Here is a 16754-nt window from a genome sequence, read left to right as displayed (position 1 = left end):
TTCCAAGGGATGTACGCGGTTAACTGTGGGAGGGGGCTTGCTCCCGATAGCGGTCTACCGGTTGAAACGCTCGACCAACGAATACTGGGTATTCGCCGTATGCGTCAGCTCTTCACTCAGCTGCGCCGAGTTCATTGCCTGCTCCGAGGTCTGGTCCGCCAACAGCGCAATGGTGCTGATATTGCGGCTGATCTCTTCGGCCACCGAGCTTTGCTCTTCGGTGGCGGCCGCGATCTGGGTGGTCATGTCGGTGATATGCGCCACCGCTTCACTGATGCCCACCAATGCCTGGTCCGCCTCCATCACCCGCGCCACGCCTTCTTCGGCCTGGCGATGCCCGGTGTCCATGGTTTGCACGGCAGCGGCAGCGGTTTGCTGCAGCTTGGCGATCAGGGCATGGATCTGCCCGGTCGACTCAGCCGTGCGCTGCGCCAGTTGGCGCACTTCATCGGCGACCACCGCAAACCCACGGCCCATCTCACCGGCCCGCGCCGCTTCAATGGCGGCGTTGAGCGCCAGCAGGTTGGTCTGGTCGGCAATGCCTTTGATCACGTCGACTACGCCGCCGATCTCGTCGCTGTCCTTGGCCAGTTGGGTGACGGTCACGCCGGTCTCGCCCACGGCCACCGACAGACGCTGAATCGCCTCGCGGGTTTCCCCGGCAATATCGCGACCGCGACCGGTCAGGCGATTGGCTTCCTGGGTCGCATCGGCCGTGCGCTGCACATGGCTGGCCACTTCCTGGGTGGTTGCCGCCATCTGGTTGACCGCCGTGGCCACCTGCTCGGTTTCCACGCGCTGGCGTTCCAGGCCGCTGGAGCTGTTATGCGCCAGGGTATTGGACTGGGCCGCCTGGTCGTTGAGGTGCTCGGCAGTATCCTGCAGGCGCGTCAGGCAGGTCTTCAGGCGTGCCTCCTGGCTGAGGATCGACATCTCCAGGCGCGCCTGGGCACCACGGCTGTCGGTGTACATCTGCGCGATCAACGGGTCGGAGGTGGTCTGTTCGGCCAGGCGCAGCAGGCGCTTGAGGCCGCGCTGTTGCCAGCTCAGGCCCAGCAGGCCCAATGGCACCGACAAACCCGCCGCCAGGGCAAAGCCCCAGTGGGAGTTGAGCGACGCACCGATCATGAAGCTCAACTGGCTGATCAGGATAAACGGCAGCCAGTCCTGCAACACCGGCAGCCACTTGTCCCGCTGGGGAACGGCTGACTTGCCCTGGTTGATGCGTTGGTAGAGCGCCTCGGCACGGCGGATCTGCTCGGCGGTGGGCTTGATGCGCACCGATTCGTAGCCGACCACCTGGTTGCCTTCGAAGACCGGCGTCACATAGGCGTTGACCCAGTAGTGATCGCCCGTCTTGCAACGGTTCTTAACGATGCCCATCCATGGCAAGCCTTGTTTGAGCGTGGTCCACATATGCCCGAACACGGCCGCTGGCACGTCCGGGTGACGGACCAGGTTGTGCGGGGCACGCACCAGTTCGTCGCGAGAGAATCCACTGATTTCGACGAATGCGTCGTTGCAGTAGGTGATCACGCCTTTGGCATCTGTGGTGGAGATCAACCGTTGCTGAGCGGGGAAGGTACGTTCGCGCTGGGTAACGGGCTGGTTATTACGCATGATTGTTCAATCCGCAAGGCTTTCATTGGGTATCGGCGGTAACGGGGGTTTATTTAACTTATTTTTGCAACAATCGGCTTGGCAGTTTCCAGGGTCACGGCTCTTCGGGTGTTGTGGTATCGAGAATGTCCAGAGCCATGCGTTGCTGGATCCTGCTGCGGGAATACTCCTGTAGAAATGCCGCTCGGTCGGTGGTACCCAGATCAAGACGGGCGAGTGCGGCAACGGCAGCGTCCGGGTTTGCGGGGGCAAACACGCAAGCATTGGGAATATGGTTAAGAGTGAACGCTTTTGAATAGCCTTCCAGCCCCGCCAGGATTGGTTTTCCAGTGGCTGCATATTCAAACAGCTTGGAAGGGATGACCTTCAAGAATGCCTTAAAGCTATTAAGGTGCAAAAAAAGCACATCCGCTTGCTGATAGTAGTGAATCAGTCTATGGCGAGGCATGGGAGGAATAAGCTCGACATTCCTTACGTTTCTTTTGATCAGCGCCTCGCTCAGTTTTTTCATCGTGCTGCCATCGCCAATGACATAGAAACAGGCCCTGTTTGCCAGCCGTTCGGCCAGGGCGGGCAGGATTTTTTCCAGGCCTTGGCCGGCGCCGACATTGCCAGCGTAGACGATCTTCAGCAGGCGTGTCGGGTCGTCAGGCGGTTCGGTAGGGAAGGGGGTTTCAAGAAACAGATCATCCACACCGTTGGTGTAGGTTGAGAAGGTCTTGTGTGGATAACGAGGCGCGAAGTAACTCAGGAAGCCGGGGGATACCAGGTTGACCCGCGTCGCATACCCAAGGGTGACTTTTTCCAGGCGGGAAAACACCCGTGCCAGGAGCTTGCCGACAACACCGGGGAAAAGCTCGGGCAGGACGTCGACAAAGATATCGCGAATATCCAGGTAGAGAGGCGCGTGTTTTCTGCGCGCGATGGCGGCGCCCAGTGCGGCCGTCATCAGTCGCGAAGAGGTGGCCACGATCACGTCATACGGCTTACCCTTCACGGCCTGAAGGACGCCGCAGGCATAGTGGGCAAACCCCCAGGCCTGGCCCCATGCGCTGAATCTGTGCGCGGGGAGGCCGATGCGGGTGACGGACAGCTTCGGCTGATGCGCGGTGTGGGCAGGGTCAGCCTCATAGGACGGGTAGCGGTTGGGCTGGGTGGTCAGTACCTCGATCTCTATCTCGCCGTTACCGTGGGTGAACAAGGCCTTGACCAACGCCTCGACGCGAAATGCCGACAGATCGGGTGGAAAGTAATAGCTCAATATGAGAATGCGCTTGGTCATACGCGCACCTCGGTTTTACGCCGCAGTACACGCTCGTACAGCGCCACCAGCGTGCTTTCCTGCCGTTCCCAATTTAAATGCAGCGCGGCATTTTTTGCGTTTTGCGCCAGTGCCTGACGCAATAACGGTTCATCGATCAGGCACTGCAGTGCGGTGCGCAGTGATTGCTCCGAGCCTGCCGGTACCAAAAGTCCTATGGAGTAGGCCCGGACAATCTTGCGAATCTCCGGAAAGTCCGTGGCCACCACGGGCAGCCCGGCGATGACATATTCAAATAATTTGTTCGAGTCGGTGGTGAAGTGGTTCAGGCAGGTATTTTCGATCGGCTGCACACCGATATCGGCTGATGCGGTGTAGCTGGGCAAATCCGCCAGTGCAACGGTCGGGATAAAGTGCACTCGGTCTGTCAGGCCAAGTTCCGTGCGCAATGCCATCAAGGCAGGGGTAAGCCTGCCGCTCCCGATCAATACAAGGTAAGCGCCTTGCAACGACGCCGCCACGCGTAGCAAGCGTTCCAGCCCGCGTCCCTGTTGAAGGCCGCCCTGATAGACAACGATAGGCCAGGGGTGTCGCAAGCCCAACTCAAGGCGAATCCTCTGGCCGGGTGAGGTGGCGCTCAGGCAGGGGCGGTTTTGCAGTACCAGCGGGCGGGCGATTCCATAGGCCCTGGCAAAAAACCTGGCCCGGCTTTGCGTGGTGGTAATGATGCCTTCGGCCCTGGGCATCAAGGTTTTTTCGACACAACCCACCCAGCTGCGAAAGCGCGCATACCCCTCGCGGCTGGTGCTGATTTCGTGGGCGTCATACACCAGCCTGGCGCCGCTGAGCCGGGCCGCCAGCCAGGCGGTGGGCAGGGTATTGACGTCGTGGGCATGCACCACCGCAGCGCGATGCAGGGCGATGCGTAGCAGCAGCCCTGCATGTACCCAAAGCCGCGAAAGAATGCGTCGCAGGGGCATCGATTGTTCGGCTGCGAACGGGCCTGGCGATGGGGGCGATCCGGCGTTGGCCGCACCCCAGCGCACGCTGCGCGCTACGCGTACCACGCGGATGCCTTCGGCCAGCACCTCCTTGCGATGCGTCACGCCGGGCGCATGCAGGGCGAACACGGTGACTTGATAACCGGCTGCCTGGAGTGTCCGGGCTTGCTTCAATACGCGGGCGTCGTTGCGGAACTCATTCCAGACGATCATGGCGATGCGGGGCACGGGAGACTCCTGTTGATGTGGACGGGGTTCAGCGGGTCGGGTGGAGGGCGAGAAACATCCGGTTGATGCTCGGGGCGTGGGTGTTCAGGTAAAGAATGTCCTGGGTCAGGACCTTCAGTCTGCTGAGGCTTTGACGTATCAGGATCAGCGCTATCAACGCGATGTACAGGTGGGGAGGCGTCAGGCAGAGAAAGTCGACAATGATGAAGGCGAATGCCGCCAGAAAGCCCATTGAGTAAAACGCATCGGCCACCGTGAGTGGGTGACGGGAGAGTACCGCCTGCACACGTTGGCTACGGTTGTTCAAGCCAATCAGCACAGCCGCAGCGAGCACGGAATAAGCCAGGCCGATCGCCAGGAGGGACGGGTAGAGGTAGAGCAGCACGCAGAAGACGATCAGGGTAAACATGGCGTCGGATAAACCCCGCGCAAACCTGGAAAATGTCCTGGCTGCCAGGGCCAATTGGGTTTTTAGCCGCGCAGGTTCGGCACCGCCGTCTATCAGGGCGCGTGCCCCCGCCCTTGAGTAACGGGAGGCCATGAACCCGGCGCCCAGGTAAAAAGCGTAAAGGATCACCGTCAACAGACCGAGCCCGATGATCAGGGCGGTTTGATCGAGGCCTTTCAACGGGGCTGGCAAATAGGCGGGGACCGTCTCTGAACCGAGCAGGATGACAATCTTGATCGGCAGGAAGTACGTCGTTATCAACAACACTTGTGCGCAGAAATGTGCGGTATGGGCCATCAACATCGCACGTGGAGCGATGCTCATGAGGTGCTGGCCCAGGCATACGCACCAGAGAAGTGCCGACAGGATACGGTATTGCAATGCCTTAACGTCTCGGCTCACCGTGGGGTTCCCGTATCAGGCTTAGTTCGGACGCGGTGATCAAATGCATAGCGCTCTGCGCAAGCACGCGTTGCCTGGCGTTGAATGATTTCGCCCTGAATATTTCCGGGTTGAAAAACAGTGTTCCTATTCCTTCGGCGAGCCCGGTGAAACTCTCGGGGGCCGATAGAAAACCGCAGTCGTCGTCAACAAACTCAGGGATGGCCCCGACCCGATTAGTCAAAGGGACCAGGCCCGACGCCATGGCTTCGTCACGCGATACCCCTTGTGTGTCCATGCGGCTGGGGCACAGAAACACGCCATAGTGTTTGTGCAGGTCGGCGATCTCGGATTGTTTCAAATAGCGTTTTTCGAGGGTGACGTTCGGGTACTGACGCAGCGGTGCGAGGGTTTCTTCAAACAAGGGTCCGTCACCGACCATCAGGAACTCAAGTTCGTTGAACCATGGCTTGGTCGCCAGCAGTTGAATGGTTTTGACGCTCAGGTCGTTGGCGTAGGTGCGTGACACATAGGGGCGGATCGAGAGGATTTTCTTGCGCTGCTCAGGCGGTTTTTCCTGATAGGCAAACAGCCGCGTATTGATGGGGTTGTGGATCACTCGGTATTGACTCCTCGGCAACCTGAACCCCAGGTCTTCCATGACGTCTTCGGCAAACTGTCGGGAGACGAATACCAGTTGCAGATTGGGCGGCATGGGTTGCAAAAGGCTGAGCCAGAAGCCCATGCGTCGCTCACTGTCGAGCTTGGCCAGTTGCAACAGTGTTTCGTCGCCATAGTTGTAAGCCCGGCGCCACCAAGGTTGGATCTCCGCGCCGTGCACCCAGGCAATCACCCGGAGGCGGGGCAAGTAGGGGCGCACTATTTCCCACATCTGCGGATCCAGGAAGTGCACCAGCAGTGTCGTGTACTGTCCGCTGTCCAGCATGCTTGCCAGGGCGCTGCCCGGGCCGGTCACCACGTCGACATTTTCAAATTCGTGATAACTGATCGACTCGTCGGGGCGCAGACGAAAGACATCTACCGCCAGGCCCTGTTCCTGATAGGCCATGACACGGGTATGAATAAAGCCATTACGGTACAGGTCGTCATAGGCCGGGTAGTGGTTGGTCAGCAGCAGGTGCGCGGCCTTGGCGAGGAGGTGGGAGGGTTGGATTTCCCGGTGTCCTTGAACCAATGCCTTGATCGTCGTGCTGCCGCTGCCGTGGGCCCGCAGGCCCAGGCGCAGGTACGCTGTTTCGGGCGGTATATCCCAGGCCTGATTGCGATTGGCCTGCTGCATGACATGGCTGATCCGTTGTTTCTGCGCATCCAGATACAGCACGACCAGTTGCAGGTTCAGGCCCGGCGTGGCATCGAGCAGCAATCTCAAGGTGTCGTCGGCCTGTTTCAGCTGGGCAACGTTCAACTCGTGCCTGGCGTAGTGATATTCATGTTTTCCGTCCGCGAGGGAGGAGTCGATATGCCAGGTGCCGCCTTCGACCTGCGCGCGCAGATACTTGCTGCGCAGCGGGCCGAACAGTTCTGACAGGTCCCGGCCGTTGCTCAGCGGGCCATTAGTATCTGCGCTCAGTGGCGGGATCGTTTCACTGCTGCGCTGGAGATGCTGGAGGCTGATTCCGCTGTTCAGCTCGAGGTCATCCACCACCGCAACGACGTGCTGTCGATCAGTGCCCGCGGCGTTTTCGCAGTAGTTGAACGCATCGATCGCGAGGGATGGAGGGTGGGTGTAGGTGAGCGCCGGGAGGCTTTCCAGCCAGGCACGGGCGGGCTGTTGTGCCAGCGCTTCTGTCTTGATCAAGGCCCGACGTGCCGCTATCCCGGTGGCACAGCGGTATTCCTGGCCTGGGTTGATCAGGCGTATATCCTGTTGGTCCGCGGCATGGTGCGCCATCTTGCCGATCACCCGGGCCTTGCTGTAGCGCGTGGCCAAGGCCAGGTCGAGCAAGTAGTGAGGGCCGTAGTAGTCCACGGCAAGCATGGCGCCGAACCAGTCGGCGCCGCCTGCCAGCTCGCCGAGGGTGAGCTTGTCCAGCTGTTTGCGCTCAATCAGCTGCAAGCGCGGGTCAACGGTGGCGGGCTGCCTTGCCGGCGCGTCGCTTACCACGACATACAGCTTGACGCGGGGGTAGCGCTGACGCCGCAGATGCTCAATGAGCGCCTGCAATTGAGCCTCGTCGGCCGCCTCAGCGACCAGGCAAATCGTCGGCAGTGGCAGGTCATGCACGCGATGGGTCACCTTGCTCATCACATACATCAACCGGTGGGCATAGGTGTGTTCCAGCATCACCTTTCGCAGCCCTGCCAACCGCAGCCTGGCGTGTCCGGCGGGCGTGTCGAGGCGACGCAAGACCTCCTGGCCGTTGTCGCTGCAGATGACCAGGTCGCCCATCAGCACACGCAGGCCGCGAGAAAAATTGCTGACGGTCAGGGTGTTGGAACCCAGCAATTCAAAGGCACGACGGGCGAACATGGATTGCGACTGTTTGACCGAATTGAGATTGATCGCATACCGGTAGCCCTTGTAGGCCAGGTCTATCTGTGTCGCCTCAAGCGTACCGGCAATGTAGCCCCGATATCGGGCCGGAAACTGATAGTTGGCTTCTGGCTGGCCGAAGTTGCGATCGTAGATTTCCAGCGGACGAAAGCCCGGCAGGGCATTGACGAAGTGTTCCAGGTCCCGCGTCCGTTCGGGGTATCGGCAGTAGTAGGCACCGGCGAAACAGAACGCATCCTTGCGCTCGTACAACTCGATCGGGTTGTGCATCGCCGGTTGGCAGGCAAAGGGCAGCAGGTAGACACGCTCATGCCCCAGCGCGCTTTTATAGCGATGAATACAGTCGATATCCGTGGTGAACACCAGGTCGAACTGTGTGGCGGTACCCAGGAACGTCTCGAAGTGCACCGGATCTTCCTTGTTCCAGAACACCGTTGGCACCTTGTGTTCCCGGCACCACTGCAAGACCTGGCGCAGCTCTGTGCTGTTCTGGGCGATCTTGTTATGCCAGCGGCCATCCTGGCCGCGCCACGCGGATTCGATAAACAGCAGGTCGGGTTGGAACGATTGCAGTTCGGCCAGGCCCTGGTCCGGTGTCAGTTGCAACAGCTCGCATTCATACCGGTAGGCCTCATGGGTAAAGGTGTCCATCACACAGGCCATTCTGAAGGGCTTGGCCGTGTCATGGGGGGCAAGCAACAGCTGGCTGCGCACATGCTCTGCATCCGCCAGCGGAGTGGGGGCCGGCGTGACAAGGAAAGCGGCGGTGCCAGGCAGCGCCGGTGGGATCGCATCATCGCCAGGGGGGGCCGTAGGTGCGTTGCCTTTGCGACGTGCGCGGGCTTGTTGATACAGCTTGAACAAGGCGCCAGGCAAAAGCAGGCATTCACGTAGCGAGCCCACCCCCACACGCAGTTGATACCCCAACTGATAAGTGGTGCTGGCCCGCGTCTTGATCAAGCGATTTTCCAGCAGGTGGCACCTGGCGTTTGCGCGCTGCAGATTGGCGGTCAGGACTTCTATTTGCCCTTGCTGCCGGGTATTGCACTCGGTTGAGTACGCCAGTTCGTTCTTGAGTTGCTGAATGCGCTCAGTCGCTTCACGGTATTTCTGATTGACCTGTTCCCGCTGTTGGCGACCGCCGGCTACCTGGCCAAGCAGGTTACGCTCGACGGACTCGAACGCCGCTTCCAGTTGACGTAGATGCTCGACACCCAGCGAACAGCCCTCGGGTTCTGTTTTGATGGCGACCATTCCCACCCACTTGCCCAGCATTTCGACCTGGATGACCTGCAGGTACGCACTCAACAGCCGAAAGGGTTCCAGCAGGTAGAACGTGTGCTTGTGGTCAAGGAAGTCATTCACTCCGAACGGCACGGTGATGATCAGCCGGCCACGCGGCTTGAGCATCGATGCGGCTTTTTCGACGAAGGCTGCCGGGTGGATGAGGTGCTCAAGCACTTCACTGATCACGATGCTGTCAGGTTCCATGCCCTGGGTGTCCAGCGACATAAAGTCTGCATTCAAGTAGCGGACGTTGCGCTGCACGTGATCGGGTTCGGCCCTCAGGTAATCTTTGGCCTGCTCGAACGCCCTGGGGTCGTTATCCACGCCCGTGACCCTGTGGCCTTCACGGGCCAGCAACACGGGGATAATGCCCTGGGAGCAACCTACGTCGAGTACTGTCCTGCCGGTGACCTGTGCGCAGATCCAATGGATCCGCGCACGGGTTTCCTGCATGAAGTGTTCGCCCAGCTTGCCGTAATAGGCTTCCATGACGCGATCATGGGTATCGGCGAGTGGCTGTGGATTATTCATCGTCAGTTCGCCAGTACGCCGGCAGCATCAATCACCACGCCGTTGCTATGTCGCGCTGACATGGATCTGAATTCGCGATGCCCGACCAGCAACACATGGATATGGGCGCTGTCCCAGGCACAGGCCACGTCGGTCAGGGAATGGCCAGTCAGGTCGTCGGGCAGTGCATCGATATTGGGCTCGACCAGCAGCAGCGTTATCCCCAGTTCGTTGGCCAACTGGCGGGCAATGCCAAGTGCCGGGCTTTCACGCAGGTCGTCGATGTCTGCCTTGAACGCCAGGCCATAGCAGGCAATTCGCACGTTGTGCGCGCGCAGCCCGGGGTGCTTGAACAAAAGGTTGGCCACCGCCACCTTGACTTGCTGGATGACCCACTGGGGTTTGCTGTCGTTGACCAGGCGTGCGGTGCGGATCAACAGCGCCAGGTCCGGTGTTTTACTGACGATGAACCACGGGTCCACCGCTATACAGTGCCCACCGACGCCAGGCCCGGGCTGCAGGATATTCACACGCGGATGATGGTTGGCCAGGCGGATCAGCTCCCATGGGTCGATCTTCAACTGTGCGCAGATCATCGAGAGTTCGTTGGCGAAGGCGATATTGACGTCGCGGAAACTGTTTTCGGTCAGCTTGCACATTTCCGCGGTGCGTGTGTCAGTGACAATGCACTGGCCTTCGACAAACTGCTGGTAAAGCCGTACTGCTGCGGCTGAGCAGGCATCGGTCATGCCCCCGATGATGCGGTCATTGCTGACCAATTCCCTCAAGACATGCCCTGGCAGTACCCGTTCGGGGCAGTGGGCGATGCGGATGTCACTGGCTTGCTGATGGGTGGTGGGAAAGGTCAGGTCCGGACGCACACTGGCCAGCCATTTCACCAGCAGTTCGGTGGTACCGACCGGAGAAGTCGACTCCAGGATCACGAGGTCGTGCTTTTTCAGCACCGGGGCGATGGCACGGCAGGCCGCTTCTATATAGCTCAGGTCTGGCTCGCGGTTTTCCAGGAATGGGGTGGGCACGGCGATCAGGAAGGCATCCGCCGGCTCCGGCCGGGTTGTCGCCCGCAGGTAGCCGTGGCTGACCGCCGAGCGGACCAACCGGTCCAGGTCGGGCTCTATGATATGCACTTGGCCGAGATTGATGAGGTCCACGACATGCGGGTTTATATCGACGCCAATGACTGTTCGTTGCGGCGAGGCAAACAGCGCGGCGGTGGGCAAGCCGATATAACCCAGGCCCAGGACGCAGAGCGTCGGCACGCTCATGCCGCGGCCTCGTTTTTTCGCCAGGTTGTGATCAGAACTTCGCGAATGCGTGTGCACGCTCTGCCGTCACCGTAGGGGTTGTGGGCATTACTCATCTCCCGGTAGGCCGCGTCATCGCTGAGCAGCTCCCTGAGGTGGTGGGTAATGCTTGCGATCTCCGTGCCCACCAGCCGCGCCGTCCCGGCATCGACTGCCTCGGGGCGTTCAGTCGTGTCACGCATCACCAGCACCGGCTTGCCCAGTGCAGGTGCTTCCTCCTGGATACCGCCCGAATCCGTGAGAATCAGGTACGCCCGGGTCATCAGGTAGACAAACGGCAGGTAATCCAGCGGCTCGATCAGATGTACATTGCTGATGCTCGCCAGTCGCCGTCGCACGGGTTCCTGCACATTGGGATTCAGGTGCACGGCGTAGACAAAGGTCACCGCCGGGAAACGCGCGGCGGTTTCAGCCAGGGCCTGGCAGATACGTTCAAGACCGTCACCAAAGTTTTCCCGGCGATGGCCTGTCACCAGGATCATCCGCTGGTCTTGGGGCAGAAAGGCAAATTGCCGGTCAAGGCGGCCGCGCAGAGGGGATGTCGGGGCGTGAAGTTTCTCTACAACGCTGAGCAGTGCATCGATCACTGTATTGCCCGTGACATGAATGCATTCGGCGGCCACCCCCTCATTGATCAGGTTCTGCCGCGAGGTTTGGGTGGGGGCGAAATGCATCGAGGCAAGGCTGCCGGTCAGGCGTCGGTTGCCCTCCTCGGGCCAGGGGGAATAGAGGTTGTGGGTACGCAGCCCGGCTTCGATATGGGCAACGGGTATCTGTTGGTAATAGGCCGCCAGACTGGCTGCAAAAGTGGTCGCCGTATCCCCGTGGACGAGGATCACATCGGGTTTGAAGTCTTCCAGGACAGCTTGCAGCCCCTGGATGATTGCCGTCGTCACATCCGTCAGGTTCTGATCCGGCTTCATGATGTTCAAGTCGTAGTCAGGTACCAATCCAAACAGCTCAAGCACTTGGTCCAGCATCTCTCGGTGCTGCGCCGTGACACACACTCTCGAGTGGAAACGGTCGTCATTGGCGAGATTGATCACCATCGGCGCCATTTTGATGGCTTCCGGGCGCGTGCCGAAGATAGACAGTGTCTTGAGAGGCATGGGGATGGCTTCTTGTATGGAGGGTGAGTAAAAGCTGGGCCTGAAACGCGGGTGCACAGCTGCCTTCAACGCAGTGCCAGGCGTGTCAGCGCGTAGGGACCGGGTTGTGCGGAGTGGGGCGATAACGAAGGGGGATTCTGCCCAAAGGGCACGCGGCCGACTACTGACCGTTCGGCTGGTTACGAGGTGTTACCAATGTCGTAAAAGTACCCGGGCAGCGCCGAAGGCAGTCATCAGCCTGCCAGCATCGGATAGGTAAACAACCCGAAGTGAAGCAGATTCAAGCCAACGTGCGTGGCAATCGCCGCACCCAGCCCGCCAAACCGATACGCCAGGCCATAACCGACCCCGGCGATGCCCGCCAGCAGCACCCATTGCCACCCTGCACCCACGTGCACCAGGCCGAACAGCAGCGATGCCAGCAGCAGCGCGAGGTTTTCGCCGTAGGGCAACTGTCTGAAGCGCCGGCTCAAGCCGCCTTGAATGTAGCCACGGAACAGGGCTTCTTCCACCAGGGTCACCAGCAACAGGTTATTGAGCACCCATAGCCAGGCCTGGTCCGGCCATTTCGGCGCCCAACTGATCACGCCCAGCAAGGCTGCGCCACCCAGCGCGACGATGGCGGTAAGGGGCAGCACCAACGCGGTGACGCAGATCGACAGGCGCAACGGACGCCGCGCCACAATCCACGGGCAGGCCAGCAGCAACCAGAAACCAATCAGCGGCTTGTCCTGGTTCAGGTACATCGAGAACGGCACGGCATCGGGGGTGAAGCGCTGCGGGGCAATGCCGCGACCGTTATGGAACCCCGGCAGCCAGTGCATCGCCAGGCCTAGCGCCAACACGACAAACAGCCCGTGACCCAGGTAACGCGCCCACGGCGTGCGCTGCTGGCGTACGGCATAGCCGGCGATCAACAGCAGGGCGACGGACACCAGCGCCAGTACGCCCAGTTGCCCGTAGGCCAAGGCCAGCGCATAGCCGATGGAAAGAAGCGCCAGGTACAGCCAGGGCAATGGGAGCATGGGGGAATCCTTGGAAAAAACCGGTTGGCATTATAGCGACGGCCCGCGCCCCGAAACGTGAAAACGCCTCCCCGCAAAAGGGCTTGGGCAAGTGATTGCAAAACATGTCATCGGCTGGTTATAGTCCTCGCGTCCTTATCCCTTCAAAAAGATCAGCACATGCCAGCTTCCCTGCGCATAGCGGTAGTCGATTCAGCGGTCAACGCTGTGCGCGTGCCGTGCGCGAACAAGCAGCCTGCGCAGATCAGTCACTACCCCCCACCTGTCAGTAGCACGCCGGTGTACGCAGTCGTATCACCGCCGGGTGTTGGCATTTCGGGCTGATCGGCACGTTGCTGTGCCCGCTCTGCCTGCCTGAAAAAAACTACTGAATTTCAGCCTCTGCGGCTGAATCGGCTTTTTTTGCCTGATTACAGGTGGTAACCATGTCCGTTCTTTCGAAACACTCCGTGGCCGCGGCGGCCTCGACGAGCCTGTTTGTCCTGCTGTGGAGCAGCGGGGCGATCTTCTCCAAGCTGGGCCTGGCCCATGCGTCACCCTTCGCCTTCCTGCTGATCCGCTTTGCCGTCGCCCTTGCAGGCTTGGTGGTGCTGGTGCCGATCCTCAAGCTGAAACTGCCGCGTCCCGGCAAGCCCCTGTTGTACGCGGCGGCAACCGGGTTGGTGTTGCTGGGGGCCTATCAGATTTTCTATCTGCTGGCCCTGGACCTCAGCGTCACCCCCGGCGTCATGGCGACCATCATGGGGGTGCAGCCGATCCTCACCGTGGTGCTGATGGAGCGCCAGCGATCCTGGCGCCGGATGTTCGGCCTGAGTCTGGGCTTGGCCGGGCTGATCATGGTGGTCTACCAAGGCATCGGGCTGGCGGGCATGTCCCTGGCCGGGATGCTGTTCGGGCTGCTGGCCCTGGCAAGCATGACCTTCGGCTCGATCATGCAAAAGCGCATCACCGACAACCCCCTTGGTACCCTGCCGGTGCAGTACCTGGCGGGGCTGCTGTTGTGTTCGGTGTTCGTGCCGTTCCAGCCGTTCCATGTTGAACACAACGCCGGCTTTTACCTGCCGGTGCTGTGGATGGGCCTGGTGGTGTCGTTGCTGGCAACGCTGTTGCTGTACCGCCTGATCGCCCGGGGCAACCTGGTGAACGTCACCAGCCTGTTCTACCTGGTGCCGGCGGTGACGGCGGTGATGGATTACCTGATCTTCGGCAATCGGCTCGCGATGCTGAGCCTGTTGGGGATGGGCTTGATCATCATTGGGCTGGTCTTCGTGTTCCGCAAAAACTGATGCCCCCCGTAGGTGCCGGCCAGCCGGCGCCTACGGTTTTCGAGGCCGCAATACCAGCCACAACGCCCCGGCAATCAACACGCCGCCATATAAATGCGCCATCGATAACGGCTCGTCGAGCAACAACGCCCCCCACAACACGCCGAACGGCGGGATCAGGAAGGTGGTGGTCATCGACCTCACCGGCCCAATCGCGGTGAGCAGCCGGAAGTACAACACGTACGCAAACGCCGTACACACCAGCCCCAACCCCAGCAACGACAGCCACACTTGCCACCCCCCCCAACTCGCCGGCGGATGGCTGATCGCGCTGTAGGCAAACAACGGCAGCAGAAACAGCGTCGCGCCCAGCATGCTGCCCAGGGCCGCGAGACGACTGTCCAGGCCGCCGCGCTGGTCCAGCCAGCGCCTGGCGAGGAACCCGGCAAAGCCATAACAGGTGGTGGCCAACAGGCAAGCCAGTGCGCCCATCAATAATTCCAGGTCAAACGCCACCGGTCCTGCACGGGTCAGCACGCCTACACCGAACAGACCCAGGCACACCCCGGCGATTTTCGACGGGGTGAGGCGTTCGCTGAAAAACAGCCCGCCAATCAACACCCCCATCAACGGCGTGGTGGCATTGAAGATCGCCGAGTAACCCGCCGGCAGCACCTGGGCGGCCACCGAATACATGGTCGCCGGGATCCCCGAGTTGATCACCCCCAGCAACAGGACTGTCTTGAACTTGCCCTGGAAATCCCAGTTCACCCGCGCCATCGCCAGGATCACCAATAGCCCGGCGGCGGCAATCGATACGCGGAAAAATGCGGTCGGCACCGTGCCGATTTCCGGCGCGATAATGCGCATGAACAGAAAGCTCGCGCCCCAGATGGCGGCGAGCCCCAGCAGGTAAAGGGTGTCAACGGGCCTCACGGAACACTCCTACATCAATAAGGCCGCGAGTGTTGCACGCCGCCTTCATTGATTACAGGACAAACCGCGTCACCAGCCCATTCAGGTCCACCGCCAGCCGCGACAGTTCCTGGCTGGCGGCCGAGGTCTGGGTGGCGCCGGCGGCGGTCTGGGTGGACAGGTCGCGGATGTTCACCAGGCTGCGGTCCACATCGCGCGCTACCAGCGCCTGTTGCTCGGCGGCGCTGGCGATCACCAGGTTGCGCTGGCTGATCTGCGAGATGGCGGCGGTGATTTTTTCCAGGGCGCTGCCGGCGCTGTTGGCTCGCTGCAAGGTCTGGCCGGCATGCTCGGCGCTGCTGTTCAGCGCCTCGACGGTGGCCTGTGTGCCTTGCTGGATACCGGTGATCATCTGTTCGATTTCTTCGGTGGAGTCCTGGGTGCGCTGTGCCAGCGAACGCACCTCGTCGGCGACGACCGCGAACCCACGCCCGGCTTCACCGGCACGCGCCGCTTCAATCGCGGCGTTGAGCGCCAGCAGGTTGGTTTGCCCGGCGATGCCACGGATCACTTCCAGCACCTTGCTGATGTCCTGGGCTTGCAGCGCCAGGCCTTCGGCCTTGTTCGAGGCGCCGAGCACTTCGTCCACCAGGTTCTGGATCGAGCTGATGGTTTCGCTGATCTGGTAGTGGCCGTGCTTGCTGTCCTCATCGGAAGCCTGGGACGCCTCGGCGCTGGACACCGCATTACCCGCGACCTCGTCCACCGCCGTGCTCATCTCGGTCACGGCGGTGGCCGCCTGCTCGATTTCATCGTTCTGCGCCTGCAGGCCGCGCGTGCTTTGTTCCATCACCGCGCTCATTTCTTCCGCGGCGGAAGCCAGTTGCTGCGCCGATTCGCTGATGCCTCGGATGGTGGTCTGCAGCTGCGCTTGCATGGTCGCCAGGGCGCTCAGCAATTGCGCGGGTTCGTCATGGCCGCGCACCACGATCGGCTGGCTCAAGTCGCCGGCGGCGATGGTGCGCGCCACGTTCAGGGCCTGGCCGATCGGCGCGGTGATACTGCGGGTCAGCAGCCAGGCCAGCAGCAAGGTGGCGATCAATGCGACTGCGATAATCAGGCCGACAATCCACTGTGCGCTCGAATACATCTGTGCGGCCGAATCGGCCGCCGCTTCGACGCCGTTCTGGTTAAAGACGATCAGGTTTTCCAGGCTCTGGCTCAGGATCGTGCCCTGGGGGGCGAGGCGGCTGACGAGCAGGTCGAGGGCGTCTTGCTGTTGATCCTTGTCCACCAACGCAACCATCTGTCCGACGATGGCCAGGTACGTCGCGACATTGCCCTTGAGGGTTTTCAGCAGTTCGCGCTCTTCGTCATTGCTCAGCAAGGTTTCATGACGATCGAGCAGGGCTTGCAGTTCGCTGCTGGTGCGGCTGATCAGGCCTCTGCTGGTGTCACGCACGCGAGATTCGTCGGTGCTCACCAGGCGCAGGGACTCCAGGCGGATGGTGGCCACCAAGGCTGCGCTGTCATGGATATTCTCGATGCTCGGCATCCAGGTTTGCTCAATGACCAGCGCACTTTCCCGCAGCTTGGCCATCTGGCCCAGGCCAAACATTCCCACAATCACCAGCAAGCTGGCCAAAACCCCAAAACTCAGACTGGCACGCAGACCGATCCTCATGTTCCTCAATGACATCTCAATGCTCCTTGGGCGATTAGAACCTGCTCCCGGATCGGTCTTCGGACCTTGTTAGGGTGGGAGAGGGCGCGCTATATATCAAAGTGCCATCAAGGTGGTAATCGGGGTTTCCCTTAGTTGGATCCAAAGCCTTATGGAGGACCCGCGGCCGTTCTGGTTGGC

The 16754-nt window shown here is 60.8% G+C and carries 11 protein-coding genes; 1 reads left to right on the top strand and 10 read right to left on the bottom strand.

The annotated features are described in order from the left end of the window. Positions 1-54: 54 nt before the first annotated feature. The 8 genes from BLQ09_RS03385 to BLQ09_RS03350 all read right to left on the bottom strand — a co-directional run bounded on the left by BLQ09_RS03385 (position 55) and on the right by BLQ09_RS03350 (position 12710). On the bottom strand, positions 55-1620 hold the full coding sequence (locus tag BLQ09_RS03385; protein ID WP_092355325.1) for a methyl-accepting chemotaxis protein: 1566 nt from the start codon (positions 1618-1620) through the stop codon (positions 55-57). A 94-nt stretch (positions 1621-1714) separates the two neighbouring features. After that, positions 1715-2902 carry a glycosyltransferase family 4 protein gene (locus tag BLQ09_RS03380; protein ID WP_092355322.1) on the bottom strand — a complete coding sequence of 396 codons (1188 nt, stop codon included), beginning with the start codon at positions 2900-2902 and terminating at the stop codon, positions 1715-1717. Beyond that, positions 2899-4110: a glycosyltransferase gene (locus BLQ09_RS03375; protein ID WP_027603740.1), complete on the bottom strand. Its 1212-nt coding sequence runs from the start codon at positions 4108-4110 to the stop codon at positions 2899-2901. Before BLQ09_RS03375 ends, BLQ09_RS03380 begins: the two co-directional genes overlap by 4 nt. A gap of 28 nt (positions 4111-4138) precedes the next feature. After that, entirely contained in the window at positions 4139-4960 is an 822-nt protein-coding gene (locus BLQ09_RS03370; RefSeq protein ID WP_139202096.1) for a hypothetical protein, read from the bottom strand. Beyond that, positions 4944-9272 (bottom strand): methyltransferase domain-containing protein, encoded by a 4329-nt coding sequence (locus BLQ09_RS03365; RefSeq protein WP_092355316.1) that lies wholly within the window; start codon positions 9270-9272, stop codon positions 4944-4946. Before BLQ09_RS03365 ends, BLQ09_RS03370 begins: the two co-directional genes overlap by 17 nt. Positions 9273-9274: 2 nt before the next feature. Then, complete coding sequence (gene wecC, locus BLQ09_RS03360; RefSeq protein WP_027603742.1) at positions 9275-10537, bottom strand: UDP-N-acetyl-D-mannosamine dehydrogenase; 1263 nt, start codon at positions 10535-10537, stop codon at positions 9275-9277. Continuing rightward, the gene (gene wecB / locus BLQ09_RS03355; RefSeq protein ID WP_027603743.1) at positions 10534-11685 is read right to left on the bottom strand and encodes a non-hydrolyzing UDP-N-acetylglucosamine 2-epimerase; all 1152 of its coding nucleotides are present in this window, start codon (positions 11683-11685) and stop codon (positions 10534-10536) included. Before wecB ends, wecC begins: the two co-directional genes overlap by 4 nt. Positions 11686-11918: 233 nt before the next feature. Next, complete coding sequence (locus BLQ09_RS03350) at positions 11919-12710, bottom strand: CPBP family intramembrane glutamic endopeptidase (RefSeq protein ID WP_027603744.1); 792 nt, start codon at positions 12708-12710, stop codon at positions 11919-11921. Between the two features lie 425 nt (positions 12711-13135). Here BLQ09_RS03350 and BLQ09_RS03345 point away from each other — a divergent pair, with 425 nt between their 5' ends. Further along, on the top strand, positions 13136-13996 hold the full coding sequence (locus BLQ09_RS03345) for a DMT family transporter (protein WP_092355313.1): 861 nt from the start codon (positions 13136-13138) through the stop codon (positions 13994-13996). A gap of 30 nt (positions 13997-14026) precedes the next feature. Here BLQ09_RS03345 and BLQ09_RS03340 read toward each other — a convergent pair whose 3' ends face one another. Together BLQ09_RS03340 and BLQ09_RS03335 are read right to left on the bottom strand one after the other, a co-directional pair. Continuing rightward, positions 14027-14911 (bottom strand): DMT family transporter, encoded by an 885-nt coding sequence (locus tag BLQ09_RS03340; protein ID WP_027603746.1) that lies wholly within the window; start codon positions 14909-14911, stop codon positions 14027-14029. A 52-nt stretch (positions 14912-14963) separates the two neighbouring features. Then, positions 14964-16574, bottom strand: coding sequence for a methyl-accepting chemotaxis protein (locus BLQ09_RS03335; protein WP_371914486.1), 1611 nt, complete (start codon positions 16572-16574; stop codon positions 14964-14966). Positions 16575-16754: the final 180 nt, after the last annotated feature.

This window comes from Pseudomonas sp. NFACC25 (assembly GCF_900100935.1).
Taxonomy (GTDB): Bacteria; Pseudomonadota; Gammaproteobacteria; order Pseudomonadales; family Pseudomonadaceae; genus Aquipseudomonas; species Aquipseudomonas marginalis.
This window is presented reverse-complemented; position numbering and strand designations above follow the sequence as displayed.